This is a genomic window from Seonamhaeicola maritimus, from assembly GCF_008056315.1.
Classification (GTDB): Bacteria; Bacteroidota; Bacteroidia; order Flavobacteriales; family Flavobacteriaceae; genus Seonamhaeicola; species Seonamhaeicola maritimus.
Genome location: NZ_VRKQ01000010.1, coordinates 854,544 through 876,025, shown reverse-complemented (window position 1 = coordinate 876,025; position 21,482 = coordinate 854,544). Strand labels below are relative to the sequence as shown.

Here is a 21,482-nt window from a genome sequence, read left to right as displayed (position 1 = left end):
TACAGCACATAACAATGTATAAAAATAATATCACAATGACAGAAATAAAATACCCTAAATCATTTTCACACATTGGAATAACTGTTCCCGAAATACATAAAGCTGTAAAATTTTATCAGGAAATTATGGGGTGGTATGTTATAATGAAACCATCTACAGTAAAAAAAGAAAATGATACAGCCATTGGACAAATGTGTATTGATGTTTTTGGAGAGAATTGGGAAGAATTCGATATTGCCCATATGTCTACCTCTGAAGGAATTGGAATTGAACTTTTTTCGTTCCCACATGGCAAAAAAGAAACACCAGAATTCAATCCTTTCAATACAGGGCTTTTCCACTTCTGTGTGCAAGACCCAGACATCGAAAATTTAACTAAAAGAATTGTAGAAGCAGGTGGTAAACAAAGAATGCCAATACGGGAATATTATCCTAATGAAAAACCCTATAAAATGGTTTATGTAGAAGACCCATTTGGTATCGTATTTGAAATTTATACACACAGTTACGAATTGACCTATTCATCAGGTGCATACCAGAAATAAAAGCGCTGCGTACAATTTAATCCATCATGGATAACAAAATGATTTTACCAAAAAAAGATTTTTTAAAAGCAAGAGATTTTATATTGACAAATGCAAGAATGATTGAAAGACGATTATTTGAATTTCATTTTGCAAACGGAAATATTAATGGTGTTTTTCACGCGGTATATGCTTACCGAAATTCTGATGGTGGATTTGGTCATGGTATGGAACCAGATACGGCATCACCAGAAAGCCAACCTCTCTTTAGCATTATGGCACTTGAAACATTAGATGAAGTTGGTTATCTGACCAAAGAAATAATTCTAAATGACTTTATGCCATATTTTGAAAGTATAACAACCGAAAAAGGTGGTATTCCGTGGATGTTTAGGCCCAAAAGCACCTACCCCTGTGAAGCGCATTTTAAAACAGTTAAAGAATGGGCTGCTTTAAGTACTACTGCGCCTCTTCTTGGAATTTTGGAAAAACACGAGATAGATATTCCTTGGATGAAAAAAGCAGAACAGTTTGTTTGGAGTGAATTTGAGAGAATAAAAGATAAACACGCTTTTTGCTATTTATGTGTTCCAAGATGGTTAACTTTTTTAAAGTACACCAAGAGTCAGGATAAAACGAAAAAAACAATTAACGACTTAAAAAATTGGATATCAAATAACGAAATAATTTGCAAAGATAAATCTGATGAAGGCTGGGGACTTTACGGAAAACCACATAGTTTAAATTATGCAAAATCTTCAGAAAGCATGCTATATTCATTATTCACCCAAGAGACTATAGAATCTGATATAAAAGAATTAATTAACAGGCAAAAAGAAGATGGACGATGGGATACATGGTATGGTATAAGTGAAGGAACAAAATTAGAGTGGGCTGGAATACAAACCTTGTGGGTTTTGAAGGCTCTAAAAAACTATGGTAGAATTGAAAAATAAAAAACCCTACAAAATATATAACAGAAAGCATAAACTTAAAAGCAGTAACTACTTGATTTACCTTACCTTTTGGTATTAATAATCTAAATACTAAAACTTGTTATTCATCATGAAGGCACTTTTTAAAATACATTTCCACTACCTTTTTCTGTCATTTTTATTGATTTTAGGAATGGCGTTTACTTTTGCCCAAAACAACCTACCCAATACCACACCTCGCTTGCTGCTTGGTCAAGGTGATCAACTCCCACGAGTAAAAGCAGGACTTGCAGCTGGTAATCCTGATTTAGTTGCAGCATTAAAAGAAATATTAGGAAAAGCAGATGCCTCACTTAAACAACCGGTCGTCAATGTAGTTGACGAGGGGTCACTACCTCCAAGCGGCGACCCGCATGACTATTATAGCTATAGCCCTTATTGGTGGCCGAATCCTGAGAATCCGGATGGCCCCTACATTTGGCGCGATGGCGAAGTAAACCCTGACCGTAACACTTCAGACATTTCACGAATTGAAGCTATGGTGGATAGGGTTACATCACTAGTTCCTGCTTGGTACTTTACCGGCAACGAGCGGTATGCAGAAAGTGCTGTAGAACAACTTCGCGCGTGGTTCCTTAATCCTGCAACAAAAATGAATCCCAATGTACAATTCGGTCAGAAGCGACGTGGACACAATTATAATAGTCCGTCGGGAGTCCTAGAAGCATGGCGTATGCGCTGGGTAATTGATTGCGCAATTCTACTAGAATCCTTTCCAGGGTGGACAGATGAAGACGACGAAGCACTGCGCAGTTGGTTTAGCCAATTCGCAACGTGGATGGTAGAAAGTCCAACAGGCATCGAAGAATCCATGCAACCAAACAACCATGGTTCTTGGTATAACGCCCAACTCATTCTTTATACGCTTTATGGCAAAAACTTGAACCTTGCACGCAAACAACTTGATGACATGCCGGCACGCATATTTTCCCAAGTTTTTATTGATGGACGTCAACCGCAAGAGCTCATTCGTACTCGGTCGCTTAACTACAGTATTTTCAATGCTCGAGCTCTAATTACAGTAGCTCGTCTTGGTCGTCATCTCAATTACGACCTTTTTGCCTATCGCAGTCTAGAAGGTCGGAGCATTAGGTTAGCGGTAGATTATATGACACCATTTATCTTAGGTGAGAAAGAATGGCCAATTGTACAACTTCGGCCCCATAGTAATGGAAGTGCTGCACAGCTATATTGGAATGCTGCAAAAGGGTTTCAGGAGGGCAAATACGCTAATTTGCTACGTAAGCTACCCGAATCCCCTCTTCCATCGCCCATCGTACAATTACTCGATCCATTGCCTGAAGGCTGGTAAATTCTGCTTACCTTTCAATTGTAAGACGAATCCATTTTCTCTATCTTAGTCTCTAAGCAGCACAACCGTTTCGAACACGTTGTGATTACTTTGAAATAATGAAAATGAAACTTGAAGATTTAGGATATAATAATCAATTAGAAGAATTCAGAAAGGAACAAAACCTAGATTCCTTTGGTATTGGTAGAGTAATATTAGAACATAGAGACCGCTATATAGTAAGAACTGAATTAAGCGAATTGGAATGTGAACTTATTGGGAATTTAAGGTTTACAGTTACAGATAAAAGTGAACTACCTTCAGTTGGAGACTGGGTTGCAATTTCTGAATATGATGAAGGCAAAGCATTGATACATGCTGTGTTTTCGAGAAAATCGGTTTTAGAAAGAAAGGCAGTTGGGAAATTAGGTCTAACTCAAATTATTGCTACAAATATTGACGTTGGACTAATTATTCAATCTGTAAATAGAGATTTTAGTGTCAATAGACTCGAACGGTATTTAACAATTTGTAATGCCTCTAAAATTGATCCTATTATTATTCTCAGCAAAATAGATTTAATTAAAGAATCGGAATTAGAAGAACTGCTATCTCAAGTACATGATAGAATCAAAAATGTACCCATAATTGCTATTAGTAATCAATCAAAAATTGGGGTTGATGATATTAGATCTAAGCTAATTAAAGGCAGTACCTATTGTTTATTAGGGTCTTCAGGTGTAGGGAAATCTTCATTAATTAACTCTCTAGTTGGAGAGGAAATTCTAGAAACAGGTATAATAAGTGAAAGTATAGACCGCGGAAAGCATGTTACTACGCATAGAGAGTTAATTGTTCTAGAGAACGGTATTCTAATAGACAACCCAGGTATGAGAGAAGTAGGAATAACTGATATGTCAGGTGGGGTTGAAATGACATTTGATGAAATATTGAGTCTTGCAATTGATTGCAAGTACAGTGACTGCACGCACACTAATGAAAATGGATGTGCGGTTTTAACTGCTTTAGAAAATGATGAATTAAACCCTGAATCTTATGAGAATTTCCTCAAAATGGAGAAAGAACGCATGCACTTTGACTCAAATGCCCAAGAGAGGAAAAAAAAGGATAAGAACTTAGGGAAGTTGATAAAAAATATGAAAAAACACAACAAAAAATATTAAGTCTAACAATGCATATATCTAATTACATCCTATTGTCAGCAACCACTCATATAATAACGAATGAAACTCATTAACTAGTGAATCTTTAGACTATGATAAAGCACTTTCTAATAATACTAGTTATCTTAATTGTACTTAGCGTATTAGCATTACCCGTTTCATTTGTAATTGCACTCTTTAGCGATGTAGCCAACACTACATTTATTTCGGCGGCTGACGGAAAAACAGGACCTGCATTCGACTATTTTGTTAAAGTCTTTAAAAATATCTTGATATTGATTTGGGTAATTTATCCGCTTTTGCACATAACTGTTTTATACATGAAAAAACGTTTTTCAATGTCAACTTAATAAAAGCAAATGTCCGTTTTCTTCTAAACGCTGCATGATGTATACAATTTATATACAAATGCCATTATTCTTTTACTTGACACTTTACAAACATTAAAAAATACTACTTTAGTTTTTCTCAATCTTTTTAAGATGTAAATATGAAGAATATCACCGCTTGTTTCTTGTTCATTTTTTCAATTAGTATCTATGCTCAGAGTAAACCAAACATCCTTTGGATTGTAACAGACGACCATAGAGTTGATGCCATAGAAAGTTATAATGAAATCACTACTGGAAAAAAGGAAAGTGCCTTAGGCTATGTGTCTTCACCAAATATAGATAAGCTAATAAGTGAAGGTGTGCTTTTTACTAACGCCTTTTGTAATTCACCAGCTTGCGGGCCTTCAAGAGGTTCTATGTTAAGCGGACGCTATCCTTTTAGAAATGCACATTTTGCATTTGAACAAACACATCAAGAACCAGACTTTGTTAAACCATCCTTTCCACAAACTTTACAAAAACAAGGTTATATTACTACTTGTTTTGGAAAAGAAGGTGCTTATATTTTCGATTGGGGTCCTGGACAAACCTTTAAAGATCCTGGTCATTACAATTATAAAGTGAGTTTTAAACACGATTTACAGAAAAACGACGTTGGTGATTTTTGGAATCAACCTGCCTATAAAAAAGGAACTTGGATAAATCTTGGAACCGAAGAACGCGTGAAAACTCCTGACGGAGCCATTCAACAATATTTCATTAAAAGAAAAGGCAGTGAACTCACTGCAGAGGATATTAAAAATAAAAAAGACATTGAGGCTCAATATGAGATTTTAAGATCGTACACCAGATACAACAAAGATTTAATTATTGGAGGTGAAAACCCTATGCCTGCTGGCGAAACCATTGATGCCAAAATAGTTGAGGAGCTTAAATTGTATTTAAATAATCAGAATTCTGATTTTATAAACACTTATGGCGCTTCAAAAAAAGGTGCTAACCCCAATAAACCCTTATTGGTGAATCTAGGATTTCATTTACCACACACCCCTGTTTTGCCTCCAAAAGAATACAGAGATATATTTAAAAAGAAACAGTACAAAGTACCAGCATTTGATGAAAGTGACTTGAAAAATCAACCACCCCAAATTCATAGGTTATTCAAAAACCTGAATTTCTCAAATATGACCGACAAAGAAAAGCAGCAAGCTATTCAAGATTATTATGCCTTTTGCGCCTATGGTGATGCTTTAGTTGGTGATGCCGTTAAAACTTTTAAACAATATTGTGAAAAGAACAACCAAGAATACCTAATTATTTTCACAGTAGGAGACCACGGTTGGCATCTTGGAGAACAAGGTATTGAGGCCAAATTTGGGCCTTGGAATAAATCTACTAATGGCGCCCTAATTGTTGTGGCATCAGACAAGGCCAAAGTGCCTGAAGGACTTGTTCAAAATCAGTTGGTAGAATATGTTGACATTGCTCCAACCATTTTAGAAACGTCCGGTGTTTCCATTGGTGATAAAGCTTATGATTATCTAGATGGGTTTAATCTATTCGATTTTATCGGTAACGAAAAAGAAAAACGAGATTATATTGTTGGAGAAACTACTACGGTTGCACATCATAGAGCCTATTTAAGGTCAAGAGATTTTGCTTTCTCTATGCGAACCAGACCACAGAAAAGATTGAAGCCTAATGAAAATGTAAAGTGGGCCCTAGAATGCCCTGTTGAAAAAGCAGAATTGGTTTTATACGATTTAAGAGTAGATCCTTCTGAACGAAACAATGTTGCGGCTAACAAGAAATACAAAAAACTGGCAGATTGGTTTAGAACCAAACTTGGAACCATTGTTTTAGGTGATGGGAGAATTGAATGTGATTGGTCTAAAGCCAATACTTTCAATATTAGTAATTTCTCAAAAGGCGCACATAACGGAAAGTTAGATATTCCTAAAGGTTTAATTCCAAGCATTAAATAACCTACTTCTTTTGATATTTTAGTTGTAAGACTTACCTTTAAAAAAGGAATTAAGTCGATTTCTTTTAAACTTTAGAAGAAATCAAAAAACTTTAATATTAATGGAACAAACCAAACCAATTGAAAGCGCATTTAACGAATTTGAACAAACCGAAATAAGAAGAAGAAAACTACTTCCGTGGTGGATTAAATTCTTTTGTTGGGTTTTTATGCTATTTGGGTTTTTGGCCTTTGTTTGTTTAATTCTTGGGTTTACAAATTTAAAACCGTCATTAGCACTTTACGGTTTTGAATCCAATGAACCTTTCTCAATAAATGGCCTCTTAGTAATTATTATTGGTTTATTTAAAGGAGTCACAGCTTTTGCTCTTTGGTTTGAAAAAGATTTTGCAATTCAATTTGGAAAAATTGATGCCATAGTTGGAATTATTGCCTGTGTTTTTGCCATGTTAGTTTTACCATTTTTTCAAGAAGGTTTCAATGTAACTATAAGGCTTGAGCTAATTTTATTAATTCCATTTCTTATTAAATTGAATAAAATTCAAAAACCATGGGAAGCGAAACGAGTAATTAATTGAAAAAAGAAAATTAAAGTGTATTAAAAATTTAAATTTGGTATTACATGCTCACAGACATCAGTCCAAAATTACCAATGCGCGATAAAAATATTACTAGAGATTATTACTCAACCCAATTGGGTTTTAAAGTATTTGGTAGTGCTAATTATGACGGTTATTTGATGATGGAAAAAGACCAAATTCAAATTCATTTCTTTGAATTTAAAGAACTTGATCCCAAAGAGAATTACGGACAAGTCTATATTCGAATTGAAAATATTGACGCGTTTTATAATTCATTATTAGAAAAACATACAGCAATTCACCCAAATGGAAAATTGGAAAGTAAACCTTGGGGGCAAAGGGAATTTTCGATACTTGACCCTGATAACAACCTCTTGACCTTTGGACAAAATATTTAATAAACACATCACCCAAAAACTTGGCAAATGGAAAAAACTTGGATAGTATTAATGGCAATAGCTCTTTTTTGCATTATCACCTACCTTTATTGGAAGCTTACCAATGGTTATGCTAAAAAATTATACGGCAAAAAGATGTATGAACATTGGGGATCAAGAATGTATTATTGGAGTAGTGTATTACTTGCCAGTGGCGCCATTACAGTCATGGTGATTTATCTTTTGAAATGGGGAAATATTTTAACTTTTTAGCTGCTCTAGTATTTTTGATTTTGGTTTTCTCTTGTAAACAGAGAGCCAATAACCAATTAGTAAATCAGGATCTTTATCCTTGGTGCATAGTGGCTTTTGATTCTTTAGAAAGGTCTCCTCAAGAGCGTATTAGTATGCTGAAAGAATTAGGTTTCAAAAAATACGCTTATGATTGGAGAGATAAGCATTTAGATAACACGTTAACTGAACTAAAACTTGCAGTCAAAAACAACATAGAAATAATATCAGTTTGGCTTTGGCTGAACGCCAAAAGAGACAGCATTGGACAGCTAAGTCATGGTAACGAAAAACTTTTTGATATTATTGAACAATCTGGACTTAATACTACCATTTGGGTAAGTATGAGTGAGAATTATTTCAAAGATTTAGATCAAAAACAATCACTTAATAGAGCCATCAATTTCATCGACTTTGTTTCTAATAAATCTAAAAGTATGGGATGCAAAGTTGCTTTATACAATCACGGTGGATGGTTTGGAAATCCATATAACCAAATAGAAATCATTAAAAAACTACCGCAACATAACTTAAATTTGGTTTATAATTTTCATCATGGGCATCATACTATAGATGAATTCTCATCCTTATCAAAAGCAATGTCTCCTTATCTATCAGCTGTTAACCTAAATGGTATGGAAAAAGATGGAGAAAAAATACTCCCTATTGGTAAAGGCAACTATGAAAAAAGCATGTTTCAAACATTAAAAAATGTTGGATATAAAGGTCCGTGGGGTATTTTGGGTCATGTTGAAAATGCTGACGTCAAAGTTATATTGAAGCAAAACTTGAAGGGGCTAAAGACTTTAGAAGGTGATTAATTTTTCTTTAGTTTAACTAGATTATAAAACAAACTGAAATATGGAAATTGACAAAAGTATATTGTCCTTTTTAAAGCCAAGATTAATTGATGCCATTATAAAAGAATCTTCAGTTAAAGAATTTCCAAAAGGAACCGAAATCTTAAGGGAAGCTCAATATGTAAAAGTTCTCCCCATTGTTATTAACGGGCTTGTAAAAGTATATTCAAGGTTTGACGAAAAAGAATTGTTACTATATTACATTGAGCCTACTCAAAGCTGTGTAATGACTTTCTACGCAGCGTTAAAAAACACTCCTAGTAAAGTTTATGCTGTAACGGAGGAAGACTCAAAAATAATTCTAATCCCTGTGCAGCACCTACCTAATTGGTTAAAGGAGTACCCTGATTTTAATGAGTTGTTTTATAACCAATTCAACTTGAGATATTCAGAACTTTTAGATACTATTGGTCATTTATTATTAGATAAAATGGACAAAAGGCTATATGACCATTTAAAAAAGAAAGTACAATTAACTTCTGGGAATTCTATTAAAATGAGTCATAGCCAAATTGCCAATGAACTTGGTACAGCTCGTGAGGTAATTACACGGGTGTTAAAAAAACTTGAGACTGACAAAAAAGTAGTTCAAAATGCAGGTGAAATAAAAATTATTGGTGAGTGGTGACCGTAGTCACTGATTAGAAGTTTATCGCCTCTTACTTTTGTAATTGCAATAATGCAATAACATTAAAATTTTTATTAAGATGAAAAAGAATATGGGAACTACAGATAAAGTGGTTAGAATTATTATTGCCATAATTATTGGCGTACTTTACTTAAATGGTACAATTTCAGACACTCTTGGAATCGTTTTACTAATCTTAGCAGGAGTTTTTGTTTTAACAAGCCTTGTAAGCTTTTGCCCGCTTTATGCTCCTTTTAAAATTAGCACATGTAAACTGAAAGAAAAGAAATAAAATTTATGAGAACGATAAAAATAAATCCCTTTTTATTAGGGCTGTTTATTGTTGTTTTTGCTCTTTCATGTTCTAGCGATGATAGCCCTAATAATAGTATAAGTCAAGTTGAATCAATTGTTCAGAAAGGAACTTGGAGAATTACTAAACTCATTGATTCTGGAAAAAACGAGACTAATCACTTTACAGGATATAACTTCACCTTTCATGCCACAGGTATCTTAAGTGCGAACAATGGAACAAATACCTTTGAAGGAACTTGGAGCATTACAAATAGCAGTAGTAATGATGACAGTCAAGATGATTTAGATTTTAATATTAACTTCAACTTAACTAATGATTTTGAAGATTTAAATGATGACTGGGATATTTTCTCGCAATCAAGTACTAAAATTGAATTAATTGATATTAGTGGAGGTAATGGTGGCGCCGATTATTTAACCTTTGAAAAGAACTGATTTTTGTTAAATGTAATAGCTTTGTAAACTTAAGAGTTATCTATGGAATTTTATAGAATTGTTAATTTAAAATCCTCAGAGCAAGATTTACAACATGAACTCACCCTTAGTAATTTGGAAGAGTTTTGTACTGAAATTTTTAATTTGAATACGCCAACTGAAACAGATGTCCAAATTGGTGGTATTTGGGGAGAATTCACCTTAAGGCGAAACGAAATAAAAGGAGGTATTCGTTTTGCGTTAGTAGAATGCCCCAATGCATTATGTTGGACCATTACAACAGGTTATCCTCCTAATCCAGATTCCATAATTATACATTTAACCATAAATCGTAAAGAAAAGGACGAAGTGTTTATCGAAGAAATAAACGAATTTTTAGATGATATAGAAGTTAACCTAAAAAAGTTTTTACAGCAGAATTAAAAATTAATAGAATTACTGAGTAAAGAATTCCAAATTACTTCAACCCACTTAAAACCAACACAGGAATAGTGCTATAAAAGTCTTTTTTCAGAATGGTATTCTTTTCCCATTTTTTGGCAAAAAACCCACGTTTACGCCTTACCACACATAACATGTCTGGTTCATGTGATTGAAAATGCTCTAACACACCTTGAAAAGTGGTAGCGTTTTCTGAAGTAGTTGTATTAGAAATTAAAGCTTTTAAATCGTCTTTCACATCAAAATCTCCTTCATTATGATAAGGAGTTTTTACTAAAAGAAGGTTTACCGAGGCATTAAATTTATTTTTAAGCTCTTTTAATGGGTTTAGAACACCTTCTTTTTTAGTAATTGCCGACTTAATGGCCATTAAAATATTTTTAGCTGGTTTAAAAGAATAGCCTTCAGGAACTATAAGCGCGGGGATATTAGTTTGTTTAATTATTCTTCCAGAGGTCTTCCCTAAGTAAACTGAGTCTTTAATAGAATTGGTTCTAGGTTCAACTAAAATCAAATCAACATCGGCGGCTTTACAAGCTAGTTCTAAAGTATCAATTAAGTTTCCTTTTAAGCTTCTAACTATAACATCAACATTCCTTGTGTCAATTTCTGATACCAAACCATTTAAAAACTCCAAACTCTCACGCTCAATAATCTTATCAACATTCATCATAGTTCCAGCCTTGGTATATACATTATAAACTTGTACAATAAATAATTTGGCATTAAAAGCCTCTGCAAAATCAACAGCATATTGTAAATGACTTAAGGCGTTTTTTGATGATCCAACAGGAACTAGAATATTCTTCATAATAACTAAAGTTAGGCTACTGAATTTTTAGCGATATTTATGCAAAATTAAACATTTATATGATTCGGATAGCTAAAGAATCTGACATTGATGCTTGTTTATCTATAACCAAGGCATGTGCTGCTTATATGATTGAACAAAACATTTACCAATGGAATGAAGTTTACCCCAATAAAAATGCTTTTATATATGACTTTAAGCGAAACGAACTCTACGTTTTAGAGGTTAATAGAGAGCTTGCTGGCTGTATCTGTATTTCTACCTTTAAAGATGCCATATATAAACCTGTTAAGTGGCTAACCCAAACTAATAACTGTATTTATATTCATAGATTAGCAGTTCACCCAAATTATCAAGGAAAAGGATATGCTCAAAAACTTATGGATTATGCCGAAAGTTATGCCAAAACCCATAATTTTGACTCGGTAAGATTAGATACCTTTTCTCAAAACAAAAGAAACTTGAAATTTTATGAATCAAGAGGATACGAAAGATTAGAGAAAATCTATTTTCCTAAACAAAGCCCCTACCCTTTTTACTGTTACGAACTCCTATTTTGAAAATAAGCCTAAAACAAATAAACAAACTTGCAATTCCTGCTTTAATATCAGGAATATCAGAACCTATTTTATCTATTACTGATACTGCCGTAATAGGTAATATTGATATAAATGCCATTGAATCTTTAGCTGCAGTTGGAATTGTAGGCACATTTATGTCAATGCTTATTTGGGTTTTAGGGCAAACAAGAAGTGCTATTTCCTCAATAGTCTCGCAATATGTAGGTGCAAATAATTTAGAAGCTGTAAAAAATCTACCAGCACAAGCTATTCTTATTGTAACTTCAATAAGCGTTTTAATCATTGTAACAACATATCCGTTTGCAAAAGAAATATTCAAACTCTATAATGCTTCAAACCTAATTTTAGATTATAGTGTCACTTATTATCAAATTAGAGTTTTTGGGTTTCCCTTTACACTTTTCACAATAGCTGTTTTTGGCACTTTTAGAGGCTTACAAAACACTTATTACCCTATGATAATAGCGACCATTGGAGCGCTATCAAACATAGTTTTAGATTACATTCTTGTTTATGGTATTTCAGGTTATTTAGAACCCATGCATATAGAAGGTGCTGCATATGCTAGTGTGGTTGCTCAAATTTTAATGGCTGTGTTTTCAGTCTATTATCTTCTAACAAAAACATCCATTCCGTTAAGATTAAGTTTTCCGTTTAATAAAGAAATTAATCGTTTTACAGGTATGATTCTCAATTTGTTTGTAAGAACATTGGCCTTAAACATCACCCTGTATTTTGCAACTAGATTTGCAACGGGTCATGGGAAAACTTATATCGCAGCCTACACTATTGCCATTAATTTATGGTTTTTGGGTGCCTTTATAATTGATGGTTATTCAAGCGCTGGTAATATCCTATCTGGAAAATTATTTGGAGCCAAAAATTACAAGCAATTGGTAGCTTTAAATCAGAAATTAATTAAAATTGGCATTTTAGTTGGTGTCATTTTAGCAATTGCAGGTACCATAATTTACAAACCTATTGGTTTATTATTTACCAAAGAAACAGAAGTTCTTAATCAGTTTTACTCGGTTTTTTGGATTGTACTCATAATGCAACCTATTTGTGCCATTGCCTTTATTTTTGATGGCGTATTTAAAGGATTAGGTAAAATGAAACTCCTCAGAAATGTGTTATTACTATCAACATTTCTAGTTTTTCTACCCATTCTTTATGCTTTAGATTATTTCAATTTTAAACTTAACGGTATTTTTATTGCGCTTACTTTCTGGATGATTGCTCGTAGTTTTCCTCTGCTAATTAATTTTAGAAAACAGTTCCTACTGCTAGCTAAAAACTCTTAACTTTGTTGCATTAAGATTACAACAATCTAACATGCTATTTTTAACTTCGCTTTTTCAGCAGGTAGACATTGAAGAAAAAATAAAAAACGCACCAGATAACGGCTACGAAATTGGGGTGTTTATTGGCTCTATGCTGCCCTTTGTTCTTTTAGTAATACTTGCCTACGCCATTTACAGGTATAACAAGAAAAAAATAGATAAATAATAACTCATGGATATATTAGGCTTTTTTACCGGCAACGGATTATTTTTACTTCTAGCCATAGTTTTAATTGTGGTTTACATAATTAACAGAAACAAAGGAAAACGCAGATAATGGGAAATAACATTCGTATCACCAAACAATTTTCATTTGAAACAGGTCATGCCCTTTATGGCTACGACGGAAAATGCAAAAACGTTCACGGTCACAGTTATCGTTTAGACGTAACGGTTATTGGTCGCCCCATTACCGATAAATCTAATGTTAAATATGGTATGGTTATAGATTTTGGCGATCTTAAAAAGATTGTAGAAGAAGAAATTGTAGATGTTTTTGATCACGCTACCGTATTCAACAAAAATACGCCGCATATAGAACTTGCAAAAGAACTTGAAGACCGCGGACACAACGTTTTACTAGTAGATTATCAACCCACAAGTGAAATGATGGTTATAGATTTTGCAAAAAAAATAAAACCACGCTTACCAAAAAACATCAGGTTACATTCTCTAAAATTACAAGAAACCGCCACAAGTTTTGCAGAGTGGTTTGCTTACGATAATAATTAGGGCGTTACCCTATCGGGTCGGGCTTTTCGCGTTACACGGTAACTAACTACAATCCCTAACGCGAAATGAACAAGGAATTACAAACCCTGTCTTCGTAGGAATTATTTATATTTACACATGCAAATTCCAAAAGGAAAAAAAATATACTTCGCTTCAGATAACCACTTAGGAGCACCAACTAAAGAAGCATCCTTACCTCGAGAAAAAAAGTTTGTAGCTTGGTTAGACGAGGCTAAAAAAGATGCAGCTGCTATCTTCCTTTTAGGAGATTTGTTTGACTTTTGGATGGACTATAAACGTGTAGTTCCAAAAGGCTTTACCAGAACCCTTGGTAAATTAGCTGAAATTAGTGATTCCGGAATCCCAATCCACTATTTTGTCGGCAATCATGATTTATGGATGAATGGTTATTTTGAAGAAGAACTCAACATACCTGTATATCACAAACCCAAAGAATTTGTCTTTAATGATAAAACCTTTTTTATTGGTCATGGTGATGGTTTAGGCCCTGGAGACAAAGGCTATAAACGCATGAAAAAAGTATTTACCAATCCGTTTTGCAAATGGTTATTTCGTTGGTTACATCCAGATATAGGTGTAAAGTTAGCCCAATACCTATCGGTTAAAAACAAACTTATTTCAGGTGATGAAGACGCCAAATTTTTAGGAGAAGACAATGAGTGGCTCGTGCAATATTGTAAAAGAAAACTAGAAGATAAACATCGTGATTATTTTGTATTTGGGCACAGGCATTTACCTCTAAATATAGACCTCAAACAAAACTCAAAATACATCAATTTAGGTGACTGGATTAGTTATTACACCTATGGTGTTTTTAATGGGGAAACAATGGAATTGAAGGAGTACTAATCCTCATTCTCATGTTCTTCTATATCCTTTGTTAAATCTAAATTTCTAAGGATTGGATTTTTAATTCCAATGGTTACTACGGTAACTAAAGTCATAACACCACCAAAAACTACGGCGGTTATTGGACCGAGTAATTTGGCTGCCACACCACTTTCAAACGCACCCAATTCGTTCGAAGATCCAACAAACATAGAGTTTACAGATGATACACGCCCACGCATTTCATCTGGTGTTTTTAATTGTAAAATGGTCTGACGAATAACCATTGAAATTCCATCTGCGGCTCCGCTTAAAAATAAAGCTACAACACTTACCCAAAAGATTGAGGATAAACCAAAACCAATAATACAAAGCCCAAAAACAAAAATGGAACTCAATAATTTCATACCTGTATTTTTACTTATAGGTAGATAGGTTGTCAAGAACATAGATAAAATACTCCCTAAAGAAATAGAAGCATTTAGTATTCCAAAGCCTTTAGAACCCACATTCAATATATCCTGCGCGAATACAGATAATAAGGCTACGGTTCCGCCAAATAATACGGCTATCATATCTAAAGTCAAAGCTCCTAAAATGGCCTTATTACTAAATACAAACCGAACACCTACTTTCAAGCTCTCTTTTACTGATTCTCCTATTTTCGGATTCAAAATAGGTTTCTTTTTAATTCTAAAAGTTATTACTAATGATAGCATTACTAATATAAAAACCAAGCATAATGTTTTAGCAACTCCCATCCAATGAATAGAGAACCCACCAAATAGAGCACCTAAAACCGCTGCAGCTTTCCATGTACTAGTGCTCCAAGTAGCAGCATTTGGATATACTTTTTTAGGAACTATCAAGGCTACGAGAGAGAAAATAGTTGGCCCAAAAAATGATCTTAAAAATCCGCCAAAAAACACTAAAGCGTAAATTCCCAATAAAATATTACTAGTAGACCAGTCTGCAACCACTCTTTTTGAAGTCAGTAAAAACAAACCTAAACTTATAAAAGAAAAAGCAGCTATACATTTAGCCAACAAGTTCCGCTTTTCGTTTTGGTCTACAATATGACCTGCAAATAGTGCCATAGTAAATGCTGGAATAATTTCCATTAAACCAATTAAACCAAGTGATAACGGGTCTTTAGTTAAACTATATACTTCCCATTCAATTACAATAAATTGCATAGACCAGCCAAATACTAACAAAAATCTAAGCAATAAAAAAACGTTGAATTCTTTTATTCTTAGAGCAGCATATGGATCATTTTTAGCCATACTTAAGCCTTAATATCTCTTAATTTGAGTTGAAGTGATACATTCCCCTGCCATTCATTTTCATCAATAGAATAGACTGCTTTAAATGGCTTTTTATCAAAAATAATTTCGAATTTATCTCCCATACCAAAACCTATTCCAACCAGTGCTTTTGAATTTCCTTGAGTAGCAGTTAATCTTAAATGTGTTTTATCTTGCCCAACACATTTTCCGTAGCCAGTGTCAACCAAATCTTCTGTCATAAAAACTGGTGTCATATTTTCTGGTCCATACGGAGCAAGCTGTTTTAAAATTCTATAAAATTTAGGGGTAATATCTTTTAAATCAATCTTTACATCGGCCTTGATTTCTGGGACAAGTAAGTTTTTATCAATGGTTTTCGATACAAAATCTTCAAATGCTTTTTTAAAGGCTGGATAATTTTCTTCTTTAAGTGTTAATCCTGCAGCATATTTATGACCTCCAAATTGTTCAATATGTTCGCTACATGCACCAATAGCTTCGTAAACATCAAAGTCTCTTACAGACCTTGCAGAAGCGGCTAATTTATCACCACTTTTAGTGAATACCACAGTTGGCCTATAATAGGTTTCTGTTAATCTAGAAGCCACAATACCAATAACGCCTTTATGCCAAGTTTCGTCATAAACAACAGTAGTAAAACGTTCCTGCTCTTTTTGTTCTTCAATTTGATTAAGAGCTGCTTCTGTAATTTCTTTATCTGTTTCACGTCGATCTAAATTGTACTCATTAATTTCTGATGCGTATTGATTTGCGTTATCTTCTTCCTCTTCAACCAATAAAGCCACCGCAAAATTACCATGTTTCATGCGTCCCGCAGCATTAATTCTAGGTGCTACAATAAATACAACATCAGTAATAGTCAGTTCCGTTTTCTCTACTTGGTCTAAAATAGCTTTTATGCCTGGTCTAGGATTAGAGTTTATAACCATAAGCCCGTAATAAGCCAACACCCTATTTTCACCAGTTATCGGAACAATATCCGCTCCAATAGCTGTAGCAACTAAATCTAAATAGGGTAATAAATCTTCTATGGTTTGCTCGTCTTTTTGAGCCAATGCTTGTACTAATTTAAAACCAACACCACAACCACAAAGCTCTTTATATGGGTACTCACAATCTTCTCTTTTAGGATCTAAAACTGCAACAGCATCAGGAATTTCATTACCTGGTCTATGATGATCACAAATAATAAAATCTATTCCTAGCTTTTTGGCATAAGCAACTTTTTCAACTGCTTTCACACCACAGTCTAAAGCAATTATTAATGAAAAATCATTTTCTAAAGCAAAGTTGATGCCTTTATAAGACACACCGTAACCTTCATCATACCTGTTTGGAATATAAGTATAAACCAAACCATGTTTGGTTTTTAAATAAGACGACATTAATGCCACTGAGGTGGTTCCATCAACATCATAATCACCATAAACCAGAATATTTTCTTTATTGGCAATGGCTTTTTCAATACGTGCCACCGCCTTATCCATATCTTTCATGAGATACGGATCATGTAAATCTTCTAAACTGGGCCTAAAAAAAGTCTTCGCTTCCTCATAAGTTTCAATACCGCGTTGTACCAATAAAGTAGCTATAGGTTCACTAACCTGCAACGCTTCTTGTAAAGCTTGAACTTTTTCTATTTCAGGTTTGGGCTTAAGCGTCCAGCGCATGTTTAATACTTATGAAAATGTGTTTCTATTGTTACTTCTGCAAATTGCCTAAACATCTCCATAACACCACAATATTTTTCAACAGATAAATCTACAGCTCTTTGTAACTTCTTCTCGCTTAAATCATCTCCATAAAAATGAAAATGCATGCTTACTTTATCATAGTATTTTGGATGCTCCTCAGTTAAATTAGCATCAATATCAATTTTAAAATCGTCAACTTTTAGCTTCATTTTTTTAATTAACGAAGCCACGTCTAAACCAGAACAACCAGCTAAACCAGAGAGCATTAAAGCTTTTGGCCTATAACCTTCGCTTTTGCCTCCATTCTCTTCTCCCGCATCAATAAACAGGTTGTGACCTGATGGATTAGTGCTTTCAAACCGCATGTCTCCCAACCATTTTGTTGTTATAAGATTTCCCATTTTTTATGAAATATTTTCGTTACTTTAAGCTTCAAAAATAGCACTAAAAAATATAATTTATGCCTTTAGTTACACCTTTATCTGCAGATCATGATATGGAAACCAAAGAATTAGCAGAATTCTTTAATGAAACCTTGGGTTTTTGTCCAAACTCTGTTCTCACTATGCAACGTAGACCAGCAATAAGTAAAGCTTTTATCAATTTGAATAAGGCTGTTATGGCCAATGAAGGCAGAGTTACTTCAGCCTTAAAACGAATGATTGCTTGGGTTTCTAGTAACTCAACTGGTTGCCGCTATTGTCAAGCTCATGCAATTCGAGCTGCCGAACGTTATGGCGCAGAACAGGAGCAATTAGATAATATTTGGGAATACAGAACGCATCCTGCTTTTAGCGAAGCTGAACGTGCTGCTTTAGATTTTAGTTTGGCTGCTTCTCAAGTTCCGAATGCGGTTGATGAAAACATTAAAAAACGGTTATACGAGTATTGGGATGAAGGGGAAATTGTTGAAATGTTAGGTGTTATTTCTTTGTTTGGATACTTAAACCGTTGGAACGATTCTATGGGAACCAGTATTGAGGAAGGTGCAGTTGAAAGTGGTGAGCAATATTTAGGAAAACATGGTTGGGAAAAAGGGAAGCACTTATAGACTTTAATTTAATTGATAAAATTTTAGTGTAGCATTCCGAAATATGATGGATTTTATTTAATTAAAGTTTAACTCTTCTCCTTAGCTCTGGCAACACTTCAACTTCAAACCAAGGGTTTTTAGTTAACCAAAATCTGTTACGTGGCGATGGGTGCGGTAATGGTAAGTACTTTGGTAAATATTCGTTGTAATTTTTAACGGTTTCAGTCAAAGTCTTTTTGGCTGTCTTTCCTAAATAATACTTTTGTGCGTACATACCTATTAAAATGACCAACTCCACTTTTTTTAATTCATAAAAAAGCGGTTTGTGCCATTGTATAGCGCATTCTGGTCTGGGAGGTAAATCGCCTGTTTTTCCTTTTCCAGGATAACAAAAACCCATAGGGATTATAGCAAATTTGGTTTCATCATAAAAGTCTTCATTAGAAACATCTAACCATTTTCTTAGTTGCTTTCCGCTAGCATCATCCCATGGAACACCAGAGGCATGTACCTTAGTCCCTGGGGCTTGACCAACAATCACAATTTTAGAATTAGTATGCACGGATACTACTGGTCTAGGACCAAACGGTAAATGCGCTTTACAAATGGTGCATTGTTTTATTTCTTTGAGTAGTTGTTGCAAATTATGGTGTAAGATTCTTTAATGAGTCCAGAATGTCAAACTACCTTTCTTTTAAAGGGTCATTTTTAAAAGACAAACCATCAAATCCGGTTTTCATAAAATTTCGGATGTTTTGATGTCCTGCTCCATCAGGATTTTTTAACACATCATCAAAATAGTATTGCCCAAAACAGGCTAAAGTTTCTTCTTTAGTTAAACTCTGCGTTTTTGCAAAAGCAAACAATTTACATGACCCAGTGTTTTGTCCTTCGTCATTTTCTAAACTTCCATTTTTAAATGCAATTGGTATGAACTCATATTCAGACTCAATAACTGCCATGGTTTCAGAAAAGTCAATTTCTGTAGGGTTATTTTTTAGCTTATTTTTAAATGTATTTAAATTCATTTGTTCTATTTATTCTTACCCCCAACTACAATGACTATTTCTCCTTTTGGTGGTTTATTTGTGTAATATTCCAAGACTTCTTTTGCAGTACCTCTTACTGTTTCTTCATAGAGCTTAGTAAGTTCTCTTGAAACAGAAACTGGTCTTTCCTCATCAAAAAATTCACAGAAATGTCCCAATGTTTTTAAAAGTTTATGCGGACTTTCATAAAAAATCATTGTTCTAGTCTCTTCGGCTAAAAGTAATAGACGTGTTTGACGGCCTTTTTTTACAGGTAAAAAGCCTTCAAAAACAAACTTGTCATTAGGTAAGCCTGAGTTTACTAATGCAGGCACAAAAGCCGTAGCTCCGGGTAAACATTCTATATCAATATTATTCTCAATACAAGCGCGCGACAGCAAAAATCCTGGATCTGAAATGGCCGGTGTTCCTGCATCACTTATTAATGCAATGGTTGTTCCTGCTTTAAGTTTTTGAATAACACCATCAATCGTTTTATGCTCATTATGCATATGGTGCGATTGCATTTGAGTGCCAATTTCATAATGTTTTAAAAGTTTACCTGAAGTACGTGTGTCTTCGGCTAGAATTAAATCGGCTTCTTTTAAAACTTCAATGGCTCTAAATGTGATATCTTTTAAATTACCAATTGGTGTGGGGACTATGTAGAGTTTACTCATGTGTTAGTGATTGAAGTGGTTAGCTTTTGGCGAGGCGAGCATCGAGCCAAAACTATGAACGAAAAGCACGACCACGCTTTTTTAGGTGTGATAACACCCAAATATTAATTAAACTTAGCTTCAATGATTTCCAAGAATCGTTCTTCAAACTCTTCTTTACCAATCCAATCTTTATAGTCAGGTTTAACAATATCACTTATAAAGCGTTTTGCATCAGCATAAGAAACAGTGGTGTTTATTTGTGATATTACACGTTCATAATCCTCTGGTTTACCATCAAAAAGGTGCTTTATAAAAGCTAACTTATCATTGAGGCCAATGTTAAGTCCGCCACTTTTTAACTTCTCATTTAAAGATTTTTTTTCGTTGGTTGTTCCATTTTTTACTTTAGAAACCGGCTCAAATACAGGCAAATCTTCAAAACCTGCAGTGATTTCATCAAAATCGCTCTTTTTCGAAATTCGCTCAGGAATAGCCTCTTCAAAAACCGTATCTATTTCTTGTGCTTCATGCGGCATTTGGGCAACCATATCTTTTATGGTTTCCATAAGTGGCTCTGAAATAGCCTCCTTTTCATCGTCATCCAGATTGACATAAATTTTGTCTTCTACTTCAATATTGTCACTTACTTTATTATTAAATGCCGTGTCTAACATCCCGAAAAAAGAAGAATTACTACCAATGGTTGGTATATCATCTTCAAAATTTTCATGGACGAATTTTAAGACTGAAAGTTTCTCATAAAGAGCCGTAACCTCGGCATGCATCTTTAAGACATCTTCTTTACCCTTAAGCTTTAATATTCTATGGGCTATACTGATTAACTCAGATTCTAGCTTCTTTTTCATCTGTTCCTTTTTTATTTGTTGTTAACGTAAGATGTAATACACAAATAAGTACTTCTTTAAGTACCAATCCTAATTGCCATGGTTCGTTTAATAACTTTTAAAATTTATTCTATTTTTGATTTTTGATTTTAAAAAAAATTGCGCCACCTTTATACAAACGAAAAACGGCTTTCTTAATGAACTGATTTAAACTTTAATTATTGGCTAAAAATTGCCCTTTTGCATCTATTTTTTGTCTTTTTCTCATTCCATAGCAATGCTATGCAACTTAAAAAAGCCTTTAACTAGCTACAAAATGACTAATTTTCGCTTGAATATAAAAGTTGAAATAAGTT

27 protein-coding genes are annotated in these 21,482 nt (G+C 34.0%); 19 read left to right on the top strand and 8 right to left on the bottom strand.

Translation table 11 applies throughout. The features are described 5' to 3' along the window. The first annotated feature begins 35 nt into the window (after positions 1 to 35). The 13 genes from FUA22_RS12055 to FUA22_RS11995 all read left to right on the top strand — a co-directional run bounded on the left by FUA22_RS12055 (position 36) and on the right by FUA22_RS11995 (position 10,220). On the top strand, positions 36 to 545 hold the full coding sequence (locus tag FUA22_RS12055) for a lactoylglutathione lyase family protein (RefSeq protein ID WP_147768683.1): 510 nt from the start codon (positions 36 to 38) through the stop codon (positions 543 to 545). A gap of 26 nt (positions 546 to 571) precedes the next feature. Next, a complete protein-coding gene (locus FUA22_RS12050) occupies positions 572 to 1,480 on the top strand; it encodes a hypothetical protein (protein ID WP_147768681.1) in 909 nt (302 codons plus the stop codon). Positions 1,481 to 1,589: 109 nt separating this feature from the next. Then, entirely contained in the window at positions 1,590 to 2,831 is a 1,242-nt protein-coding gene (locus FUA22_RS12045; protein ID WP_147768679.1) for an alginate lyase family protein, read from the top strand. 104 nt (positions 2,832 to 2,935) lie between these two features. Continuing rightward, complete coding sequence (rsgA, locus tag FUA22_RS12040; RefSeq protein ID WP_147768677.1) at positions 2,936 to 3,994, top strand: ribosome small subunit-dependent GTPase A; 1,059 nt, start codon at positions 2,936 to 2,938, stop codon at positions 3,992 to 3,994. Positions 3,995 to 4,484: 490 nt separating this feature from the next. Beyond that, positions 4,485 to 6,311, top strand: a complete 1,827-nt coding sequence (locus FUA22_RS12035; RefSeq protein ID WP_147768675.1) for a sulfatase-like hydrolase/transferase — start codon at positions 4,485 to 4,487, stop codon at positions 6,309 to 6,311. A 100-nt stretch (positions 6,312 to 6,411) separates the two neighbouring features. Further along, complete coding sequence (locus FUA22_RS12030; protein WP_147768673.1) at positions 6,412 to 6,888, top strand: hypothetical protein; 477 nt, start codon at positions 6,412 to 6,414, stop codon at positions 6,886 to 6,888. Between the two features lie 44 nt (positions 6,889 to 6,932). Next, on the top strand, positions 6,933 to 7,289 hold the full coding sequence (locus FUA22_RS12025) for a bleomycin resistance protein (RefSeq protein ID WP_147768671.1): 357 nt from the start codon (positions 6,933 to 6,935) through the stop codon (positions 7,287 to 7,289). A 27-nt stretch (positions 7,290 to 7,316) separates the two neighbouring features. Then, positions 7,317 to 7,541, top strand: a complete 225-nt coding sequence (locus FUA22_RS12020; RefSeq protein WP_147768669.1) for a hypothetical protein — start codon at positions 7,317 to 7,319, stop codon at positions 7,539 to 7,541. Beyond that, positions 7,517 to 8,380 (top strand): sugar phosphate isomerase/epimerase family protein, encoded by an 864-nt coding sequence (locus FUA22_RS12015; protein ID WP_147768667.1) that lies wholly within the window; start codon positions 7,517 to 7,519, stop codon positions 8,378 to 8,380. Before FUA22_RS12020 ends, FUA22_RS12015 begins: the two co-directional genes overlap by 25 nt. Positions 8,381 to 8,420: 40 nt before the next feature. Beyond that, on the top strand, positions 8,421 to 9,047 hold the full coding sequence (locus FUA22_RS12010) for a Crp/Fnr family transcriptional regulator (protein ID WP_147768665.1): 627 nt from the start codon (positions 8,421 to 8,423) through the stop codon (positions 9,045 to 9,047). Positions 9,048 to 9,126: 79 nt separating this feature from the next. Beyond that, positions 9,127 to 9,339, top strand: a complete 213-nt coding sequence (locus FUA22_RS12005; protein ID WP_147768663.1) for a YgaP family membrane protein — start codon at positions 9,127 to 9,129, stop codon at positions 9,337 to 9,339. A 5-nt stretch (positions 9,340 to 9,344) separates the two neighbouring features. After that, positions 9,345 to 9,797, top strand: coding sequence for a hypothetical protein (locus FUA22_RS12000; protein WP_147768661.1), 453 nt, complete (start codon positions 9,345 to 9,347; stop codon positions 9,795 to 9,797). 42 nt (positions 9,798 to 9,839) lie between these two features. Beyond that, the gene (locus FUA22_RS11995) at positions 9,840 to 10,220 is read left to right on the top strand and encodes a hypothetical protein (protein ID WP_147768659.1); all 381 of its coding nucleotides are present in this window, start codon (positions 9,840 to 9,842) and stop codon (positions 10,218 to 10,220) included. A 34-nt stretch (positions 10,221 to 10,254) separates the two neighbouring features. Here FUA22_RS11995 and FUA22_RS11990 read toward each other — a convergent pair whose 3' ends face one another. After that, positions 10,255 to 11,049: a universal stress protein gene (locus FUA22_RS11990; RefSeq protein WP_147768657.1), complete on the bottom strand. Its 795-nt coding sequence runs from the start codon at positions 11,047 to 11,049 to the stop codon at positions 10,255 to 10,257. A gap of 59 nt (positions 11,050 to 11,108) precedes the next feature. On the opposite strand from FUA22_RS11990, the gene FUA22_RS11985 reads away from it, so the two are divergent. The 5 genes from FUA22_RS11985 (at position 11,109) to FUA22_RS11970 (ending at position 14,575) form a co-directional block, all read left to right on the top strand. Next, positions 11,109 to 11,609: a GNAT family N-acetyltransferase gene (locus FUA22_RS11985; protein WP_147768655.1), complete on the top strand. Its 501-nt coding sequence runs from the start codon at positions 11,109 to 11,111 to the stop codon at positions 11,607 to 11,609. Further along, entirely contained in the window at positions 11,606 to 12,934 is a 1,329-nt protein-coding gene (locus tag FUA22_RS11980; protein WP_147768653.1) for an MATE family efflux transporter, read from the top strand. Before FUA22_RS11985 ends, FUA22_RS11980 begins: the two co-directional genes overlap by 4 nt. A gap of 31 nt (positions 12,935 to 12,965) precedes the next feature. Further along, positions 12,966 to 13,139, top strand: coding sequence for a hypothetical protein (locus FUA22_RS18455; protein WP_170309902.1), 174 nt, complete (start codon positions 12,966 to 12,968; stop codon positions 13,137 to 13,139). 110 nt (positions 13,140 to 13,249) lie between these two features. Then, positions 13,250 to 13,705 (top strand): 6-pyruvoyl trahydropterin synthase family protein, encoded by a 456-nt coding sequence (locus FUA22_RS11975; protein ID WP_147768651.1) that lies wholly within the window; start codon positions 13,250 to 13,252, stop codon positions 13,703 to 13,705. Between the two features lie 117 nt (positions 13,706 to 13,822). Beyond that, positions 13,823 to 14,575: a UDP-2,3-diacylglucosamine diphosphatase gene (locus tag FUA22_RS11970; RefSeq protein ID WP_147768650.1), complete on the top strand. Its 753-nt coding sequence runs from the start codon at positions 13,823 to 13,825 to the stop codon at positions 14,573 to 14,575. On the opposite strand, the gene FUA22_RS11965 is transcribed toward FUA22_RS11970, so the two are convergent. Genes FUA22_RS11965 through FUA22_RS11955 form a run of 3 tightly spaced genes read right to left on the bottom strand, consistent with a single transcriptional unit; the run spans position 14,572 to position 17,959 of the window. Continuing rightward, the gene (locus FUA22_RS11965) at positions 14,572 to 15,840 is read right to left on the bottom strand and encodes an MFS transporter (protein ID WP_147768647.1); all 1,269 of its coding nucleotides are present in this window, start codon (positions 15,838 to 15,840) and stop codon (positions 14,572 to 14,574) included. The genes FUA22_RS11970 and FUA22_RS11965 overlap by 4 nt on opposite strands. Before the next feature lie 2 nt (positions 15,841 to 15,842). Next, entirely contained in the window at positions 15,843 to 17,534 is a 1,692-nt protein-coding gene (recJ, locus tag FUA22_RS11960; protein WP_147768645.1) for a single-stranded-DNA-specific exonuclease RecJ, read from the bottom strand. Between the two features lie 2 nt (positions 17,535 to 17,536). Next, on the bottom strand, positions 17,537 to 17,959 hold the full coding sequence (locus FUA22_RS11955; protein WP_147768643.1) for an OsmC family protein: 423 nt from the start codon (positions 17,957 to 17,959) through the stop codon (positions 17,537 to 17,539). 59 nt (positions 17,960 to 18,018) lie between these two features. Between FUA22_RS11955 and FUA22_RS11950 the strand changes: the two genes are divergently transcribed. Further along, complete coding sequence (locus FUA22_RS11950) at positions 18,019 to 18,609, top strand: carboxymuconolactone decarboxylase family protein (protein WP_147768641.1); 591 nt, start codon at positions 18,019 to 18,021, stop codon at positions 18,607 to 18,609. A 61-nt stretch (positions 18,610 to 18,670) separates the two neighbouring features. Here FUA22_RS11950 and FUA22_RS11945 read toward each other — a convergent pair whose 3' ends face one another. From FUA22_RS11945 to FUA22_RS11930, 4 genes are all read right to left on the bottom strand, one after another. Next, positions 18,671 to 19,234: a uracil-DNA glycosylase family protein gene (locus FUA22_RS11945; RefSeq protein ID WP_147768639.1), complete on the bottom strand. Its 564-nt coding sequence runs from the start codon at positions 19,232 to 19,234 to the stop codon at positions 18,671 to 18,673. Positions 19,235 to 19,274: 40 nt separating this feature from the next. Next, complete coding sequence (locus tag FUA22_RS11940; protein WP_147768637.1) at positions 19,275 to 19,619, bottom strand: HopJ type III effector protein; 345 nt, start codon at positions 19,617 to 19,619, stop codon at positions 19,275 to 19,277. A 5-nt stretch (positions 19,620 to 19,624) separates the two neighbouring features. Next, positions 19,625 to 20,299, bottom strand: a complete 675-nt coding sequence (gene rsmI / locus FUA22_RS11935; protein WP_147768635.1) for a 16S rRNA (cytidine(1402)-2'-O)-methyltransferase — start codon at positions 20,297 to 20,299, stop codon at positions 19,625 to 19,627. A 104-nt stretch (positions 20,300 to 20,403) separates the two neighbouring features. Then, positions 20,404 to 21,147, bottom strand: a complete 744-nt coding sequence (locus FUA22_RS11930) for a hypothetical protein (RefSeq protein WP_147768633.1) — start codon at positions 21,145 to 21,147, stop codon at positions 20,404 to 20,406. Between the last annotated feature and the right edge of the window lie 335 nt (positions 21,148 to 21,482).